Source organism: Nonomuraea sp. NPDC001699 (assembly GCF_053596455.1).
Map to the genome: position 1 here is coordinate 44,488 of NZ_JBSFGF010000010.1, position 17,460 is coordinate 61,947.

General features: G+C 66.9%; 14 protein-coding genes and 2 pseudogenes. 3 read left to right on the top strand and 13 right to left on the bottom strand.

Features of this window, described 5'->3' with window-relative positions:
• Positions 1-144: 144 nt before the first annotated feature.
• A complete protein-coding gene (locus ACWCSU_RS28495) occupies positions 145-567 on the top strand; it encodes a helix-turn-helix domain-containing protein (RefSeq protein WP_449938979.1) in 423 nt (140 codons plus the stop codon).
• Here ACWCSU_RS28495 and ACWCSU_RS28500 read toward each other — a convergent pair.
• From ACWCSU_RS28500 to ACWCSU_RS28550, 11 genes are all read right to left on the bottom strand, one after another.
• Positions 557-1,480 (bottom strand): AfsR/SARP family transcriptional regulator, encoded by a 924-nt coding sequence (locus tag ACWCSU_RS28500; RefSeq protein ID WP_449938980.1) that lies wholly within the window; start codon positions 1,478-1,480, stop codon positions 557-559. The genes ACWCSU_RS28495 and ACWCSU_RS28500 overlap by 11 nt on opposite strands.
• Positions 1,481-3,085: 1,605 nt before the next feature.
• The gene (locus ACWCSU_RS28505; protein ID WP_449938982.1) at positions 3,086-3,472 is read right to left on the bottom strand and encodes an SSI family serine proteinase inhibitor; all 387 of its coding nucleotides are present in this window, start codon (positions 3,470-3,472) and stop codon (positions 3,086-3,088) included.
• A 1,167-nt stretch (positions 3,473-4,639) separates the two neighbouring features.
• The gene (locus tag ACWCSU_RS28510) at positions 4,640-4,891 is read right to left on the bottom strand and encodes a hypothetical protein (protein ID WP_449938984.1); all 252 of its coding nucleotides are present in this window, start codon (positions 4,889-4,891) and stop codon (positions 4,640-4,642) included.
• Between the two features lie 150 nt (positions 4,892-5,041).
• The gene (locus ACWCSU_RS28515; RefSeq protein ID WP_449938986.1) at positions 5,042-5,581 is read right to left on the bottom strand and encodes a DUF6624 domain-containing protein; all 540 of its coding nucleotides are present in this window, start codon (positions 5,579-5,581) and stop codon (positions 5,042-5,044) included.
• 56 nt (positions 5,582-5,637) lie between these two features.
• Positions 5,638-6,264 (bottom strand): 3'-5' exonuclease, encoded by a 627-nt coding sequence (locus tag ACWCSU_RS28520; protein ID WP_449938987.1) that lies wholly within the window; start codon positions 6,262-6,264, stop codon positions 5,638-5,640.
• A complete protein-coding gene (locus ACWCSU_RS28525) occupies positions 6,261-7,400 on the bottom strand; it encodes a hypothetical protein (RefSeq protein WP_449938988.1) in 1,140 nt (379 codons plus the stop codon). The genes ACWCSU_RS28520 and ACWCSU_RS28525 overlap by 4 nt, the downstream gene beginning before the upstream one ends.
• 18 nt (positions 7,401-7,418) lie before the next feature.
• The gene (gene fxlM, locus ACWCSU_RS28530) at positions 7,419-9,380 is read right to left on the bottom strand and encodes a methyltransferase, FxLD system (RefSeq protein ID WP_449938990.1); all 1,962 of its coding nucleotides are present in this window, start codon (positions 9,378-9,380) and stop codon (positions 7,419-7,421) included.
• A gap of 137 nt (positions 9,381-9,517) precedes the next feature.
• Positions 9,518-10,582 carry a lanthionine synthetase C family protein gene (locus ACWCSU_RS28535; protein WP_449938992.1) on the bottom strand — a complete coding sequence of 355 codons (1,065 nt, stop codon included), beginning with the start codon at positions 10,580-10,582 and terminating at the stop codon, positions 9,518-9,520.
• Positions 10,579-12,609 carry a lantibiotic dehydratase family protein gene (locus ACWCSU_RS28540; protein WP_449939358.1) on the bottom strand — a complete coding sequence of 677 codons (2,031 nt, stop codon included), beginning with the start codon at positions 12,607-12,609 and terminating at the stop codon, positions 10,579-10,581. The genes ACWCSU_RS28535 and ACWCSU_RS28540 overlap by 4 nt, the downstream gene beginning before the upstream one ends.
• A gap of 82 nt (positions 12,610-12,691) precedes the next feature.
• The gene (locus tag ACWCSU_RS28545; RefSeq protein WP_449938993.1) at positions 12,692-12,880 is read right to left on the bottom strand and encodes an FxLD family lanthipeptide; all 189 of its coding nucleotides are present in this window, start codon (positions 12,878-12,880) and stop codon (positions 12,692-12,694) included.
• 691 nt (positions 12,881-13,571) lie between these two features.
• Positions 13,572-14,012: a hypothetical protein gene (locus tag ACWCSU_RS28550; RefSeq protein ID WP_449938994.1), complete on the bottom strand. Its 441-nt coding sequence runs from the start codon at positions 14,010-14,012 to the stop codon at positions 13,572-13,574.
• 365 nt (positions 14,013-14,377) lie between these two features.
• On the opposite strand from ACWCSU_RS28550, the gene ACWCSU_RS28555 reads away from it, so the two are divergent.
• Positions 14,378-15,307 carry a hypothetical protein gene (locus ACWCSU_RS28555; RefSeq protein ID WP_449938995.1) on the top strand — a complete coding sequence of 310 codons (930 nt, stop codon included), beginning with the start codon at positions 14,378-14,380 and terminating at the stop codon, positions 15,305-15,307.
• 18 nt (positions 15,308-15,325) lie between these two features.
• Entirely contained in the window at positions 15,326-16,258 is a 933-nt protein-coding gene (locus tag ACWCSU_RS28560; protein ID WP_449938996.1) for an inositol monophosphatase family protein, read from the top strand.
• 26 nt (positions 16,259-16,284) lie between these two features.
• Here the strand turns inward: ACWCSU_RS28560 and ACWCSU_RS28565 are convergent.
• Positions 16,285-16,464 (bottom strand): annotated as a pseudogene (locus tag ACWCSU_RS28565) (hypothetical protein); the annotation flags it as partial.
• 76 nt (positions 16,465-16,540) lie between these two features.
• Positions 16,541-17,329: pseudogene (locus ACWCSU_RS28570) on the bottom strand (ISAs1 family transposase); the annotation flags it as partial.
• Positions 17,330-17,460: the final 131 nt, after the last annotated feature.

The following is a 17,460-nucleotide window of genomic DNA, read 5'->3' on the forward strand; positions in this document are numbered from 1 at the left end:
CGCCGCCCACACCCTGCAGATCACTCGGCGATCACCCCACGTCCAGACTGGAGCCCCTCTACCAAGCCCGCCTACCGTCCCCAACCCGAACCCCAACGGGCCCGCCACGCGCAACCGCACGCACACGCGAAGGGACACCAGGCCATGTCCGGCACCGGATACCAGACCCTGCTCGACTGCCGACGCCGCAGCCGCTACCTACGCCAGCACGGCTTCACCACCGACCAGATCGCCGTCATCCTCGGCCTGGACCACCCCGCCACCCCACTACGCCTCTACCGATACGCCGCCGGGCTCACCGCAGCACAAACGGTCGACGCCTTCCATCGCCTCGCCCGCACCGACGGCACAGGACTGCGCGAGTCTCGCCTGTATGACTACGAGAACTGGCCACAAGCGGGCCGGCGCCCCTCGATCTTGACCTTGCGCCTGCTGGCCCGCATCTACGGCACTCGCCCTGCGCACCTCATCACGAGCGACGCTCTGGCCACCTACTCGCAGCGCGACCAGCACATCATCCGCCACCTCAGGTGCACCGACAGCTCCCGAGACACGCCTAGCGGATGAGCCGTTCGTACATCTGCCGAGCTGGCGCGCTCGGCACCGCGTCGATCTCCGCCATCCGCTCCTTCAACAGCTCGAACGTCCGCTGAACTGCGTGCAGGCGCCCCAGCTCACCCTGGATCGACATCAGCAGGCACCACAGCACCTCGCTGTGTGGATCAACACGCTCCACTGCCAGCCGTAGTACGTCAATCGCTCGGTCTGGGTCCTCCGTCCGCGCCAGTTCGGCGAAGCGCTCGGCAGCGTTCACCGCCTGCCGCTGTGCCGCCTGCCGCAGTGGAAGCATCCAAAGATCATCACGCCCAGCCAGCAACGGCCCCCGATACAGGGCCAGCATCTCCTGCAGGGCAGCCAGTCGGGCGGCCCTCCCCTCCACGGTGCCCGTTCGGACGAAGGCGGACTCGAACCGCCACAAGTCCACATCGAAGTAGGCAGCCGCCAGTTGCCTCTGCTGTCTTACCTTCACCACGAACTTCACGCCGACCCCCAGGCCGGACGCCTGCCGCATCACCTGGTTGAGCTGCCGAACCGCCGACTCCAGCAGGCGACCGCCACGATCATCGTCGCCAGGCCACAGCGTGTCGATGATGCCCTGCGTCGACATGCCTTCCCGCGTGGCCGACAGCAACGCGAACAAATCAGAGGCCTCTGCCCGGCCGAAGGAGAGCTCCGAGTCACCGTACGACAGCCGCAGTGCTCCCAGCACTTCGGCCCTCGCCTTTCCAGGGGCCGCGACGAACTGCGATGCCATCAGCGCTGCGGAGGAAGAAGCTGCCGGCGCCTCGGTCGCTGCGATGCCCGTCTCACCTGCGTCTTTCTTGGCCTTGCCCGACCGAGGCGCATCGACATCAGCCTCTTCTTCAGCCTTCTCTTCTGTTTGCCCGATGCGACAGTCGCCGGCGACGAACCCCGCCACGGCCCATCGATCTCCGGTGCCGTCACATCGGCAGCAGCCACCATGCCGTGGCCTTGCCCGCTCTCAAGGGGGTGCGCAGTAGACCCAGCCCGGGAGGCCGGAAGCGCGGTACCCGCTCGAAGGCGTCGACGGATGATCAGTGCCGCTCCCAGCAGCATGACCATCAGCCCGAACGCCAGCGCGGTTCCAAGCGGTCGCCTCACCTCAGATGTGGCGCCGGCACGGTTGGCCGATACATCTTCTGCACCGCCGCCCGCCGCAGGCAAGAGAGGCGATCGTGACACCGAGGGCGATGGGGAGGGCAGCGGCGGAGTCGCTGGCTTCATTCGCGCGTGACGCCGATGCGAAGGCGCGCTGTTGTCCTGATCGTGCCTGCGATGAACGCGCCTGATGGTGTCGTTTCGGCTCGGAACAGGCTTCGACGGACGATTTGGCCGTGGGACCATCTCCCGCCGCTTGCGCGGCTCGTCTCTGCCCGGCTCGTCTACTCCTTGTTGCCTGCTCGGCACAGGCGCAGGTACGGGCACAGGCGTTGGCCGGGGACGCTTCTTTCTGGAGGGCGAGCTCTTCGGTATGGATTGCGCCTGTGGCCCCGGTGCTGGTGCTGGTGCCGTCAATCCTGGTAGCCGCTGGGTCTCGGCCATCCGCCTTCCGAGATCGACTGGCCGCCCCTCCGCCAGGTCCCCGCGGACCAACGCGCACAGCTTCTCGACGTCGAACATCTGGCGTGCCTGCTCGGAGACGTATTCGGTCGGACAAGCGGGATCTGCATGGGCCAAGGCCATGCTTGGTTCACTCAGCAATTCAAACGTCAATGCACCGGCGATAATAATTCGACCCAAAAGCTCGGAAGCTTCGCTCTTTCGGTCATTTGTAAGGCATTCCCGAATCACCAGATTCCTCCAGAGGGGTTTGTCTACGTCAAGGATGTACCACCACACCCCTCGCATGACGACAAGGAAACGGAATGCGCATCACAAAGACTTGAAACCGCGCCGAACCACGCGCTCGTCGGCTCTCATTCCAGTACCCCGACGCTAAGCCCTACAGCATGACCTGCGAGCCGGTGAGCACGCCGCAGGCAAGGTGATCGCACTGCTAATCTGCACCGACCTTCAGGGCACGCCATACGCTTTCGAGGTCACTTATCTGAAGCACCTCGGCAAGCGCATAATAGGAGGCGAGATAGCGTGGGGCGCGCATATGCGCTACGCACAACGGTGGAAGGGAACACCTCCTTGAGCTGAAGGTGCCGCCTGCGCCACCGGGCAGGACGCCTCAGCGACCGAGTAGCCGGAGTCGTCAAGTGCCCTTAGTACACGAGGGCTGTACCGCGTCATCGCCGTCAGGCATGCGCTGCCAGGCGCTAGAACCCCCACCCTCGCCATCAAGAGAGCGACGTACGCAGGTTGTTGCCCGTCTCGGGTTCCATAATGGCCACCACGGCCTGGACGTCCTGTAGGGGCTAACCTCTCCCCGTTCTGGCCAGCCGGCGGGAACTGGGAAACCGCCGTAGCATCTGGCACTATCGACCGTTGCGGGGTGAGCGCCCGCGCGATCTCCGACTGAACCGTTCAACAGGTCGGTCCAGGCGTGCAGGCCCTTTCAGAAGAGGAAGATTGCACCCGTCTTAGCGTAAAGCTCACAGACATTGGGAAAGGTCTTCTGCCAGCTGATTGGCCGATCTTGCCACATGCCATTCATCGTCGCCGTGACCGAGCCTTGCCCCTCGGGGCACCGACGGGGCGGACGGCTGGGGAGACGGTCGAAGTCTCCGTCGACGGCATCGATGGAGGCACATGCAGCCTCGCCGTACGGGTGCCCCTGCGTCGGATTCGGACATTGCACGTAGACGGCCCTCATCGTGGTGCCTCCATGGGCCGTAATGGAGAGGAAGACCGCGTTCGGCCGGGCAGCACCGTAGGCCGGGACGGCTGCGAGGACGAGACCAGCACAAAGACCGACATTGGCGGCCAGCAGAGGCAGGCGCATCGACGCTCCAAACGCTCGGTGACTTAAAGTAGTTGCAAGGCTACATTAAGTGCTTGCATCGAGTCTGGTATCTACCGAGTAAGCCTCACGAGACTGAATCGCTTCTCCTTCGAGGAGGGGCTTCCGCGAAGCGGACCCATCCACCTCCCCCCTCCCCGAATCCGTCGCCCAGGGGGTTGTCCTGGCGAGACACGGCCGCTCACGGACACACCCAAGATCAGGCTCGACGATCACTGGCGAAGCGACCCGACAGAAACGCAGCGACGCACACGAGATGGCAGCGTCACGGGTCCTCAAGGTACGGCCAAAGCCGAGCGGATGTCCGCGGAGTCGCAGCTACGCTACGCCCCGTAACGATCAAGAGCATCGGAGGTCAAGGACATGCCTGACATCGGCCCGCGAATGCGTGGTGTTCGCATCCGGACTCTGCTTCTAGGAGGCGGAGCTGCTGCCGTCATAACCGCCGCGATAGCGCTGAGCGGCGCCGGAACGGCCCACCCCAACGACCAGCGAGGCTCTGCACCTCAAGCCGTGGACGCTCGGCCAGCCGTCGCCGGCCACGATGCCTCCAGGCCGGCTCCGCTAGAGCACAAGGCCAGCGTCTCATCCGCTCTCCCCGCACAGGTGTCACTCGCCCTCCCCCACAAAACTTTCGACCGAGATGAGAGGACGAGCAGCGCCAAGGAGAGGAGCACGGCCAGAACCCGTGCACACTTGCCTGAGCCGCACCGTCGCCACGGGCTTCCGCACTCAACAGCGACAGCCGGTCCCGCAGCCGACCGCCACCCATCGAAGCCGAGCAGCCAGGCAAAACGCGTAGCGGACGACCCACGCCCACCCTCATGGGACCTGTCCAGTTGGGGTATCAGCCCATCGATGATCGGCACGAAATGCGACGAGTTGTTCCCACCTCGCGCACGCGAGTACCGGCTACGCAATATCGCATGCCACCACGTCTTCAACTGATTCACCGAGGACATTCCGCTTGATCGCCTCACAGCAGTAATCGTTCCTCTATCCCATGAGCGCACGGTGCCAAGCAGCACGCGCCAGGCCTGAGGCGGGTGGGGCGGGTCGGCCAGCAACGACGGTCCGGCGGTGCGGCAGCCGAGGCGGCTGTCAGCATGCCGGGACCGCGGTGAGGCGTGCGCAACGGCACCGCCGCGTTCAGCTTGCGTCGTCAGCAGGCTGGGGCCGACCTTGCAGACTCATCTCGGTGACCTTCGCCCCGCGGAAGAGCTGGACGGCCTGCAGCATCTCGGCCTGGAGCCAGCGGGCGCTGATCGAGCTGGTCGGCACGCCTGAGGTGTCGTGCTTGGTCGTGACGGTGTTCTGGGCTGAGTGGGCGTCGGCCAGGGGTGCCTCGAAAGCGAACAGGTGGCGGCGAACCTTCGCGAAGGCCGCTTCTACCTGTGGCAATTTGAGTCGTGCCTCGCTCGATGAGTCTGGCGACCATGACGGACCGCGGGTGATCCGGAGACTGCTGTAGGGAGACGGCGTCGGCGGTTATCGGACAACGCTACTTTCGCTTACCGACGGGGTCAGGCGGCTGGCGAGTGCGGCAGGCGGTCATGGCAGTTCGCGGGGCTGTTCTTGAGGTAGGTCGTACTGCTCGTGCATGTGCTGGTCGTACTCGGCGTGCGGGCCAAGCCCCGTCTGAGCGCGCCGCTGGTCCAGATGCTCGGCGTCCTCAATGGGACGCGGCTGCAGTCGTCCGTCGGGTTCGTGGTACTGCGTGCCGTACAGCTGCGGGCGCCCCTCGGCGACGTAGACCCGGTCGGTCAGATACGCGACATCGGGGAGCGCGGCCTGCCCGGCTGTGGCAGCAGCCTGCAGCAGTTCCAGGCAGTGGCGTTGGAAGACGACGTCGTGGTCAGCGTGCTGCGCGAGTAGCCATGCAGCCTTGCTGGCGTCGTCGCCGACGAGGTCGCGGCCCGGCCAGCCATGTTCAGCGATGACCTCCTTCAGGAAGCGAGTGTTGTCGTGGTCGACCTGCTCCCATTCCCGCCAGGCCTGTTCCGTCATCGGCTGCCCGAGGGGAGTGGCCGTACGGACGGCTTGATCGCGTTCCATGCGCCGCAGCAGCTCGTCGCGGAGCGCAACGTTCATGCGGACCTCCTCCGGGGCAGGGCGGCCGTCAGACATCGAGCGCAACCTGCTCGGCCTCACCCATGCGGGATGCCTTGCCCTGTAGGGGGTACCCCGGCGAGGTGGGTCAGTTCCTCCATCGTGCGAGAAGTCGTGCTGGGCAGGTCCTCGATCAGTGAGGGCAGCAACAGGGCTGCCCCGACCGCGTCCCAGAGGGCGCGGTGCGGGCGGCTGGCGGGGACGAGCTGGTGGACTTGGGCGTTGAGGGCGTACTTCTCCAGCAGCCGGACCAGATTCCAGCGTCGGCTCGCCGGGTGACCGTGACGGTAGAGCTGGGCGGTATCGATCAAGGCCGAGGGCTGGGCTTCGGGCACGAGACGGCGCAGCAGCCGCCAGTCCACGCCGATGTTGTGCCCGACGATGATCCGCGCGTCGAGACGATCAACGATCTCGGCACGGATGTCGTCCAAGGCGGGCGCGGTGAACAGGAAGTTGCCAGTGAGTTCTCGTGCGATCCACGGGCGGGGCGCGACCATGCGGCCGGGGTTGACCGTAGTGTCCCAGGCAGCGGTCATGTCCGGGAAGCCGCCGTCCAGCGGGACGATCGCGATCTCCAGGATCTGCTCGCGGTCACGATCCTGGCCGCCGGTGCCTTCCAGGTCGAGGGCTACGAGTGGCGCGGTGGTCCAAGGCTGACGCGTCACGTCTTCTCCAAAGATGTCGGGCGGGGGCACACGGTTGTGGCGAGCAGGTTCCGCAGGCGCTGCTCGGCGTGCTCCACCGCCTCGGTCAGGGCTTTGAGATGGACGTCCGGGATGCTCCCGGTACCGAGCGCCGCGGCGGCGATCACGGCGAGGAGGTCCTCGTGCTGCTGGCCTGTCATGCGGGAGCGCATCACCGGGTGGGCGAGGACATCGCGGGCCACGTAGGCATCGGTCAATGCGACGTCGATGACGGCATCGGCCAGCTGGGCGCCGCTCGGCTGGCCTTGGCTGGCGGCCACGTCGAGAGCGGTCAACGCGAGGCGGGCCCGGAACGCAGCTGTGGTCGGCTCCTGGGCGGCGACCAGGCTGTACGTCTGGTCGAGCATGTGCTCGACCTCGTCCTGCGAGGTAGCTGTGGTGCCGGGGCGGACGGCGATGCGCAGGAGCGACGCCACGACCGTCTCCCATGGCTCGGCTGGCGTCGTCGAGTCGATCAGCGCAATCGCGTCGACCGGGCGTCCCTGCTCCAGCAGGGCCATGATCTTGAGCTGGCGGCCGTCGAGCAGCCGGTCACCGATACCACGGTGGGATGCCATAGCGTCGGCAGCCTCACTCCAGCGACCCTGTTGGGCCAGGGCGCGGGCCCCGTCGATGAGCAGGGCGACCCACAGCTCAATGCACACCGCACCGTGGTCGTCGTGGGTGCGGGTCAGGGGCGACAGGTCGACGTCATGTCCATGGATCACGGTAGCGGCGCGCTGCTGGGCCGCACGGTAAAGCTGATCAAGCAGCTCGTAAGCGCCTTTGCCGTCGCCTTCGCGAATCAGTAGCCGGCCGAGGTTGATCAGCGGCATCAGCGACATGACGGCGATCTCCCGGTCGAGATTCCCAGCCTCGGCGAATACCTGGTGCTGCCTCCAGCACAGATCGGCAGCCATCTCGGGCAGGGCGGCGTCGGAGGCGATGAGCGCGGAGATGTTGAGGACCCCGCAGGCGCGGGCCACCAGGTCGTGGCGGCCAGCACCTGCCGGTTCGATGCTCAGCGCAGTGAGATCGGCGATGCGCTCCGCCAACGGCTTGCCGGGCGGTTTGGTGCGGCAGACCAGCGGGATACGGGCGGCGATCGCCGGGTTCATCACGACGCTGACTCCTCCCTACGGCCAGTCGACTACGAGGCGGCTGGCCGGCTTGTCGATGATGAAGCGCGGATCGGCGGCCTTGAGCAGGTCACGGTTGTCGCTGGTGGCCATGCGGAAACTGGGGGCGGGGGCGTGGTTGCCGTAGTCGCGGTCCCATTCCTCGATCGCAGTGGCGACCTGCTCGGCCAGGGCTGTGGCGCGTGGGCCGTGGCCGATGACGCCGATCTGCCAGAAGCGTCCTTCGCCGTCCTCGCCTTCGCGGATGGTCAGGTAGGCCAGGGTGTCTGCGTCGAGCGCGGCCATCGAGCCCCACGCGAAGTGCGGCGTGAACCCTGGCCGGTTGCCGGGCATCCGGGACAGCCCGTTGGGCAGGACGCACGCCAGCCACAGATACAGCCACTGCCACGGGTCGCCCTGCCGGAACTTCACCCCGGTGTAGGCCGGGTGGGCTGGGGTGTCCAGGATCGTACGCATCGCCTCGCGGTCGACGAGTTGCTCGCTGAAGGTCTCCAGGTGAACATCGCCTTCGCCGTCGACGGGGACGCGGGTGTAGATGTCATCGCCGATGCCCTTGCGTAGCGGCACGAAGGTCGCCATCTCGCAGGAGGCCGTCTTCCAGGTGTCGCCGTCGCGCTCGAAGGCGAAGGATCGGGAGATGCTGCCGCGGATGCGCATCGGGATGACCAGACGACCGTCCGGGCCGAGTTGGTCGAGCACCTGGGTGGGGATGTCGCCGGCGCCCACGGTGAACTGGATGCGATCGAAGGGGGCATGCTGCGGCAGCCCGGCCGCGCCGTCGCCGAGCAGAACAGTCACGTTGCCCACCCCGGCCGCTTGCAGGTGCATCTGGGCTGTGTCGACGAGGTCTTGGTCGACATCGATCGTCCACACGCGTCCAGTGGGGCCGACCAGGTGGCCGAGCAGCGCGGCGTTGTATCCGGTGGCCGCCCCGGCCTCCATGATCTTGTGCCCGGGGCGAGCGCCGACCTGCTCCAGTTGGGTGGCCACGATGGACGGCGCGGAGATGCACGAGATCATCTCTCCGCCGGGGTCGTGCTTGATCGCCACGGCGTCGTCGACGTAGGCGGCCTCGATGGGAGCGTCGGGGACGAACGTGTGGCGCTCGACTGCACGGAATGCCTCGATGATCTCTGGCGTGCGCAGGTGGCCGGATTCGATGTACTTGGCCACCATGGCCTCGCGCAGCTTGGTCGGATCGACGGCGGTAGTGATGGTGGTCTCCATCCTGGTGAAGGTAGGTGTTACTGGCGAGGAGGGGCTGGTGGACACGGCGGCCGGCCCGTCCTCTCCGAAGGCGACCTGCCAGCCGAGCCAGGCCGCCGCGGCTTGCTCGGCCACGGACGTGCCGGCGCGATTGAACGCGAAGATGGCGTGGTGAGCCAGGACGGCGCGCAGCCCTCGCTTCAGGTGCCCGTCCTTCGCGCACCGGGCGAGGCGGCGGCCTGCGTCCTCAAAGGCGGCCACGCGCTCGGCCCACCCCGGTTCAGGTAGAGGCCGCTGGGCGGCATCGGCGTTCATGAGGCGCCGCATCGCGGTGATCGCCGCCGCTCGGCGCGCTTCGGCGGGCGGGTCAATCGCAGGACGCAGCTCGCCGATCTTCGCCCACACGTCGCCGACCTCGAACGGGTCGAGCCCTGCCGCCCGGAACATCGCCGACAGCAGCAGAATGCATCGCTCCCTGCCGTCGGGACTGCCGGTCTCGGCCAGCGCGGCGGGGCTGTCGGCGCTGAACACCTCGTGGGCGATAGCCATGCCCTGCGGGCCGCCGAACGCTTCAGTTTCGGGCTCGTAGATGCCGCTGACCCACGTGGCCACCACCTGGTCGGCGATGAGCCGGTCGAGCACGACGTCCACAGGCTTATCCGTGCGCAGCCGCAGCCCGCCCTCCTTGCGCAGGAAGTGGAAGCGCCGCCCGACCAGGGCGGCCGACAGCGCGAGCGCCGCCTCGGGGCTCACCCCGATGCGGTCGGGGAAGCTGATCGTGGCCTGCCACCATTCCGGCCCGGCCAGCGGGGCGAGGTTGTCCTCATAACTGTTCATGGTGTCGAGTCGCTCCTGCTCGCTCCGTGTTCGGGTCGGTGGGACGGTGAGGGTCAGTGAAGGAGTAGGGCGCAGGTCCAGCCGGTGCGGTTGGAGCCCTCCAGCGCCAATTGCGCCCCGGCACGCCCCTCAAGAAACCCGGGCTTGGTCAGGTCGCCGAGTCCGGCGGCCAGGCGTTGGCGCACTCGCCGGATACTTGTGGTGAACCGAGCCGGGAAGGCGCTGTCCGCGGCGATAGCGGTGGCGACCGTCAAGATCCCGGCCCAGCCGTGACACAGCGACGCATCGCTTACCCGGCCGAGCCGATCCGAGTCGAGCAGCGCCGCCATCGCGACATCCTCAGCCTTCTGCCCGCGGGCCGGGTCACACAGGGCGAGCGCAGCCAGTTGCAGGGCGCGGGCGATCCCCAGGTCCCCGTAACACCAAGACGGCCGCAGAGGCGGTACCGGCAGCGGCTTGCCGTCGGTCAGCTCGTCGAGGGTGATCCAGTAGGAGTTGCCGAACTCCTCCAACCACGTCGCGTATACCTGGACGGCGTCGCGCTGGCCGTCGACCTGAACGCTTCGGCAACCGGCCAACGACAGCAGTGCCAGCGGCCCGGCGATGCCGTGGGCGATGCCGTTGTTGCCGTGACCGCCGGAGACCTGCGCCTCGTGCGTGGGGTTGTCCGACGACCACCACCCCGGCAGCATCCGCCCATCGACCGTGACCGGGCGCGCCAGCGACACCAGATAGGTCAAGACCTCATTGAGCAGAGGTGAGGCGCCCGGCCGGGCCAACAGCAGTGCCCCGAACCCCGTTAGTCCCCTGATCAGGTCGAACTCCGCCAGTGACGGCAACAGCCCCTCCTGCTGCCGCTGCCGGGCAGCGGTCAGACGCGCGGCCACGACCCGGTCAACGCCCGCCTGCACACCCCGGTCGACGCGCCCGGCGCGGCTGAGGACGAACTCCAGCGCGGGAGCTCCGTGATACAAGCTCGCGTTGGAGCCGATGCTGACGCCGCCGCATACCGCTTCCTGCAACAGGGGACGCGCGGCGGCGAGATCGGCGCGCTCGATGTGCAGCAGTGCCTGGCCGAGCGCGCCCTCGGCCAGGGCCTGCGTCGCCAGGGTGTTCATAGTGTCGACACCACTGAGACGACGATGCTGTGTGCCCGGCCGCCGAGCCACCCGTCGGCATCAGGCGGCGGCGCCTCGAACAGCACCGCGATCGGATTGCCGCTCAGGTGCGCGCGCAGCAGGTCCACGTCCATCTCTCGCGTGAGGTCTAGAGGCAGGTGCTGGTCATCAAGGGCCAGGAGTATCCGCTCGGGCACCCCGGCCCGGACGCGCCACGCGTGCAGGTGCTCGGCCCACTCGTCCAGGTGTGCCGTACGGCCGGGCAGTCTTCGGGCGTGGAGCTGCCAGCGGGCGGCGACCAGGATGGTGCGCCGATAGTGCAGCGCCGGAGTGAATGGCAGCGTCCACGCAGCGCCCCAGTCGAACCACGTCACCTGGGTGGTGGCGGCGCGGCTGATCTCGGCCAGGAACCGGACCATCGGCGGCGTGTAGTTGTTCCACAGGAAATTGATCGCCGTGGGGGCCAACAGCTCCAGGCGCTCCCCGGTCGCGGCCACCGCCAGATACAGATGACCGTCGCGGAAGCCGACCGACAGATCGCGTGGGAACAGCACATCCTCGCCGCCCTGGTATTCGCCGACGCTGACCAGCTTCGGTAGAACGCGCGGTGCCCTGGTGAGCAGGTCTGCCTCGGCCCGTGTGGGGTGGAACGACAACTGCGCCAATGTCGCGCCGGGCGCGACGGTGGGCAGGGCAGCGTATCCGGCAGCCAGGCCCGGCAGCAGATGCCAAAAGCGCCCGGACATGGAACCGGCCGCGCGGGAGACGGTGTGGACGCGCAGCCGGAAGTCGCCCGAGTCGAGCGCGCCCACCGTCCGGGCCTGGACCTGCGCGCACACCTCGAAGTGCGGCGCAGGCGCGATGTTGCCGAACGGCTCGGCCGCGGCGACTTCCAACTCCTCGACAAGCGCCTCGGACAAGATGACTGCCTGCTTGCCCTCGACGGCAGCGGTCCCGGCCAGATCCAGCAGCAGCCGGTCGCGGCGTGACATCGGCCTGGGCGGCTCCGACAGCAGGCCGAACCCGTCCGGCAGGCCCAACCCCCGCTCAGGGTCGGTGAGCTGTTCGACGGGGACTTCGGTCCCCTCACCGAACCGGCCGACGAATCGCTCGGCGTATCGCCGCCAGGCCGTAGTACCAGCGGGATGGGTCGCAAGCCGGGCCAGCACGGTCGCCGCGGTCTCCACCTCAGCCGCGACGGTTTCAGGCAGGCGCACCTCGGCGTCCAGCCGCAAGTCCACCGCTGTGCGCTCACAGGCGGCCAGCAGCGCGGGCGACACGACGTTGGCCGGGTTGGTGACAGTGGCCGGCGCACGCAGCCGGGAACGCAGCAGCCGCGTGCGCAGCAGTTCAGCGACCAGTTCGGCCCTGCGGCAAGGCTCGACCTGCGGGAATTCGGCGGCAAGCTTCCCCAGCAAGGCCGCATGCGGGATCGGAGAGCCGGCCGCTTCCAACACCAGCTCCACCGCTGCCGTCGAGACCAGGGAGAATTCGTCCGCGCCCTCGGCCGGTACATGGACGCGGCCGTCGCGCACGCGGGCGAGGTTGTTCACACACACCTCGACGTCGTCCATTCCCTTCTCGTCTGTCTCCCACGCCGTGATCGCCAAGTCGAGTTCTGTGGGGTCGGGCCGGTCGACGGCCTCGTGCGCATCCCCGACGCGTACGAACGGCGTGTTGCCGAACTCGACCAGGGCGACACCCGCGAACAGGCCGAACGGGGTGGAGCGGTGCGCAAAGCGGATGGCGTATCGGGCGATGGAGAGCGCGGCGCGACGCACCCGGCGGACGTTGCTCACCTGCCCATCGAAGATCGCCTGAAGCTGTCGGGCCAAGTCTGGGCTGGCGCTGTTGACCGCCTGTTGGAAGGGCTCATCCGCCCATACCTGGGCCAGCCATGACCGCCATTGCTCGACCGAGGAGCCTGGCTTCGGCCAGCCCGGACGGGCCGGAGGAGCGAGATGCACGGTGGCGCGCAGCAGCCCGACACCGGTGCGCCGATACCGTCTGATCCGCGTCCGCGTCATCCTGATCACTCCCTTTCCTTGTCACCATCCGGGCTGATCTGGGAATCCCGGGTCCGGTCGAGAGGGACCTGGGCCAGCGGGGTTACGAAGTGGTGCAGGCGCTCGGGCAGGAGCTGCCGCACGTGTCACCGGTACCGCACCTCAACGAGGTGTTGGCCGCCGGGGTGTTCTCCGTGAGCCTGATGTCGAGGTCGAACGGGTCGAACGGTGTGTACGTGCCAGCGACCTCGGCCGCTCCATCGGCGCCCTGTTCGATGGTTGAAGTGCTCATCCGCTTCTGCTCCTGTCCTGTGTTGGTGTACCTGAGGAAGGGGGCGGCCGACTCCAGCGGTAGCGCTGAAGGGGTTCGGCCGGGGCCTCGCTGCTTCTCCTGATGACCTGGCGCTACTGTCCGCGCCTTGAGGTATGCGGTACCTCTGCGGACCTCACCCGAGGAGGCCTTGCCTGAGGTCGCGATGTAAGAGATCTCGGAGTTTGTGTAATGAGCTCGTATCCCTTCGCTCGGCGTTGGCTGGTGAGTTGCTGGCAGACCTGACCGAGGTCTCCGCGCAGGCCTCGGTCACGGACTCCTTCTGCGTGTGAAGGCCTTGATGGCGCCTCCGGTCACGGGCGCGGCAGTAGCCTTATCAGAGACGGCCTCGGTCGTCGCGCCCTGGTGTCGAAGATGAACTCGACGGAGCTCTGGCCGGTCAGCACGGGCATGTGAAGACAGCCAAAGCCCCTCCCCCAGCCCGCGGAAGAGTCGCTGGGGACCAAACCGGCTGTGGTGCGGACCTGTCGAATCGATTGATGCCGACGTCTCAGCCCAAGTTGTCTTCTTGCGAAGCCCCCCGGCCGGCAAGTCACCGGCTTGGAGGGTCGGGACCTTCCCCACAGCGGGGTAAGCACGGCCGAGAGACGCGCCTTCTTGAGCGGCCCCAATGCACTCGACGGGGTCCCCTCCAGACCCGGGCCGGGGGCGCTCATGCGACCCCGTCCAGAGCCTTGGCCATTGTCTCCTCCACGACACCCTCCGCCCAGATCCACGGACCGAACCCCAGGCCGAACGGCGCAGGCTTCAACCCATCGAATCGGCCATCTACGGCGGCCTTCTGGAACTCGGTGTATGCCCGCTTGGTGGTACGCACCGGGTGAGGGCTTTGACCTGCGGCCGCATCGTGGATGGCGATGATGACGGTCTCACCGTCCTGCTTCGGACGTAGCTTGTCATTCCGAATGTCGCGCAGGAGATCAAGCCAGCATTTGGCGCCCATCGTCGCAATGTCCTCGGAGTCGATCAGATCGCACATCTGGATCGTCGTCGACCGGGCCACTCGGCGAACGGCGAGGCGGTTAGGGCTCGTGGCTTCTACGCCATGCGTAGTCATCGGGTTCTCCGAAGCAGTTGCTTGTGCCAGCAGCATGACAGTTGACAGTAGTCATGGGCGCGTATCTGTTACACCTCGGAGTAAGTCCGCAATCGCCCCGGTCTCTGGGCGGCCCTCACCTGCATATTCTCAGGAGGCATCTGCCATTACCCATGCCAATGGGTAACCTGGTGGCGCTTCCGAGAGGGGGAAGTGAGATGTCGAAGCAGGGTCAGGACTCGAGTCCGCAGGCGCGAGGGCGCCGATTGGCGCGAATCGGAAACGAATTGTGGCTAGAGACGGGATCGGTCAAGAAGGCAGCTACGGAACTTATGCGCCGCTATCCGGTCGTTTGTAGCCTTCAGGCGCACCGGTATGCATGTGGCCTTTCTCAGGGTCAAGCCGCCGTCCGCTACAACCAGATGACCGGCCACCAGACCAGCTTGGGCGGCACGTCCATCAATGCGTGGGAGACCTGGGCCCGTGAACGCAGCAGGGCCGGATCGGCTCCCAGCTTCACCAGCCTGCTGATCCTCGCCGCCGCCTACGGAGGTGGCCCCACAGGTGTCGCCGAGGAGGACGTCTCCCCCAGCGATCTGGTAGCCGAAGCGTACGAGCGGTTGGCCGTAGAAGACCAACTCGCCTTGAAGAGGTACGCCACCATCCAGTCCGCTCCCCTGCCATCCGTCACAGCGCCGGCAACGGCAGAGCCAGATGACACAACCGCCAGTACGACACCGGCCGAATCCAGCGCCATGGGCCACGACTTCATCATCGCGGCCCCCACCGTCGAATACGGCACTCCCGACAGGCTTGTCTACTCCCTGCCCAACCCCGCCCCCGGCCAGCTTCTTAACCTGACATGGGCGTCCTTCGGCTACGGCATCGAGCGCCTCATCCACCAGATCAAAAACCTCGGGCGCCGTACCGATGTAGACGCCTGTTTCGGGATCAACGAGGCCGGCCTGGTCATGGCCACCTTCCTCGCCTCCGCCCAATTCGGGCGCTGCCCCATCGGCTATCTCAAATGCAACAAGAGCCGCGAATTCATCAGCCTCGACACCGCGTCCATCTTCCCGGAGTTGCCAGACGCTCCAGAGATAGTGTTGTGCGACTTTGAGGTCAAGCATGCCGATGTGGTCGGATTCATCTCACGCGAGATCCGTGACCGCTATCCCGGCGCGCAGATCTATTTCGCGGTGTTCGGAGCCATGACCAAGGGGAAGCTCGAAGTCAGCGATTTCGACGATCTCACCGGCGCTGGCATCATGCGAGCGGCAAGCTTCAAGGCGGTGTTCATCGCCGCGACGATGAGCCCACCAGGAATCGAACCGCCGCTGGAGCTGCGCTAACAGTACGGAGGTCCCATCGTGACAACCTCTCCCGCCCTCCCCGGCCTCGCCCAGAGCCTCGCCGAGCTGGTCTCTCAGGTGATCGGGGAGATCCGTCCCCGCCTGATCCAGGCCGCGCTATCAGGTGAACGATCAGAGGCCGCCAACCTGCGCCACTCCGACAACTTCCTGTCCGCCCACGATCTGTGGATGCATGAGCGCTACCGAGAGCTCCTGACCCCGATCATCCCCTCATACATCTACGCCTCCGAAGAGGCCGACCCTCAAGTCGTCGGAGCCGACCCAGAGCCGGATCTGTGCGTCCTGGTCGATCCCCTCGACACCAGCGAGCTGGCCGTTCGCGCCCTCTACGGCTACACGCACGTGATGGTGTACTCCCGCAGCCTTGCCCGGCCCATCGCCGCGGTGGTGGGCGACATCTTCCATCATCTCCAGATGTATCTCGCGGCCCGCGACGAGGACGGCAACGACCAGGCGTTCGTCTACACGCAAGACGGCAAGGCACACGAGCTGAAGGTGCGCCGCCTCGCAGAACTGCGCGAGGCACTGATCACGAACTACCTGATGAAGCCTGCTGAACGACTCCAGCCGCTCGGTCGCCAGACCCGCCTGCTCGACGCGCTCAACCAACCTTCGGCGGACGGCGCCGTTCGCGGCCGCATCGGAGTCGACTTCGGGTCTGTCAGCCTGTGCCACGTCGCGGCGGGCTTCACCGACGCGACGATCGAGTTCGCGAAGGGCTTTGCCGTCTGGGACCTGGCACCAGGACACTACGTTCTCAACGCCGCGGGCGGCGCAGTCCTCGACCTCGAAGGCAACCCCCTGCCACTGGACTACCAGTTCGGCAGCATGGCTGACATCAACAAGGCGATGGACAGACGACAGAAGTTCGTGGCGGCCTCCAGCCTCACCCTCGCACGCGACATCGTCGCCTCCATCTACGCCACTTAGCTAGGGCCTGTACGAACTTTGGATCTTCAGATGGGTTGAAGGCTGCGGATCCACAGGACGGCTCCGCGTAGATGCAGGCCGGCCAGATAGCTTTCGGGTGCCTTGTCGAAGCGGAAGGCCAGCCCGCGCCACTCTTTGATCTTGTTGATGCAGCGTTCCACCGTGTTGCGCTGCCGGTAGAGCTGCGACCCCCGAGTCCGTGACCTTGTGAGCCACCAGCATGTGCAGCTCGGCGGTCTCGAATCTCGAGCCTGGTACTGCGTCGGCGGATCGTCCCAAACAGATAGAGCAGGTGCGGCGCTCGTCGCGGCCGTGTCCGCGGTCGCACTGACGGTCAGCGACCGGGACCTGCTTCCACAACAGCCGTTTGAGCTGGGTATGCAGGGTGGGCTGGTTCTTCTTGACGATCAGTACGTAGTGGGCGTTCTTCTCGGTCACCAGGAAGGTGGCGTGATCGCGCTGGGTGTGCAGAGCGTCCGCGGTGAGAACGCATCCGTCCAGGTCAAGGCCCTCAAGCAAGGGCCGGAACCGGGTGATCTCATTGGTCTTGCCCTCCACATCGCTCTGAGCCAGCACCAGGCCCGTGGTGTGGTCGAGGGCCGCCAGCAGGTGCACGGTGGCGCCTTGGCCCAGCCGGGCGCCCCGCAGCGCCTTGCCGTCCACCGCGATGGCCCGGCGACGTCGCCGCCCATGCCGGGGTGCGGGCGCGGTGCCGGCCTGCGCCTGGAGGCGAGCGGCCAGCCACGCGGCGAGGATCGCGTCCAAAGCGTCGGCGTCGATGACCTCCAGCACCCGGCGGATCGTCGCCTCGTGCGGTGGCTGATGAACTCCGAGTACGAGGTCGTGCCGGATCTCCAATGCGGCCTGGACCTGGACCGGGGCGTCGGCGATCCACTCGCCGATCGCGGTGAAGGACCGCGCCCCGGCCAGGACCGCCGCCGCGGCGATCGCCAGAACCGAGGCCAGTGCGTGTCGGATCCCGCGCCGTCCGCGTGGATCGGGAACCTGCCGCAGCTGGTCCAGCAGGCTGGCGTACTCGGCGACCGCTACGGGCAAGGAGCGGCCGCTCATCGCGGTCAAGTGGTCCAGGGCAGGGTTGATCGGCAATGATGAGGGGGCAGGCACGGTCTTCTCTGATCATTTGGCGTCGAGAACCTCATGATCCCGAAGGTCGTGCCTGTTCGTTTACGCCGACCGCCGTC

Coding starts and splice junctions, on each gene's coding strand:
- ACWCSU_RS28525 (WP_449938988.1), bottom strand. CDS start 7,400: ATGAACCCGGCGATCGCCGCCCGTATCCCGCTGGTCTGCCGCACCAAA.
- ACWCSU_RS28545 (WP_449938993.1), bottom strand. CDS start 12,880: ATGAGCACTTCAACCATCGAACAGGGCGCCGATGGAGCGGCCGAGGTC.
- ACWCSU_RS28535 (WP_449938992.1), bottom strand. CDS start 10,582: ATGAACACCCTGGCGACGCAGGCCCTGGCCGAGGGCGCGCTCGGCCAG.
- ACWCSU_RS28540 (WP_449939358.1), bottom strand. CDS start 12,609: ATGACGCGGACGCGGATCAGACGGTATCGGCGCACCGGTGTCGGGCTG.
- ACWCSU_RS28550 (WP_449938994.1), bottom strand. CDS start 14,012: ATGCTGCTGGCACAAGCAACTGCTTCGGAGAACCCGATGACTACGCAT.
- ACWCSU_RS28505 (WP_449938982.1), bottom strand. CDS start 3,472: ATGCGCCTGCCTCTGCTGGCCGCCAATGTCGGTCTTTGTGCTGGTCTC.
- ACWCSU_RS28515 (WP_449938986.1), bottom strand. CDS start 5,581: ATGAACGTTGCGCTCCGCGACGAGCTGCTGCGGCGCATGGAACGCGAT.
- ACWCSU_RS28555 (WP_449938995.1), top strand. CDS start 14,378: ATGACCGGCCACCAGACCAGCTTGGGCGGCACGTCCATCAATGCGTGG.
- ACWCSU_RS28495 (WP_449938979.1), top strand. CDS start 145: ATGTCCGGCACCGGATACCAGACCCTGCTCGACTGCCGACGCCGCAGC.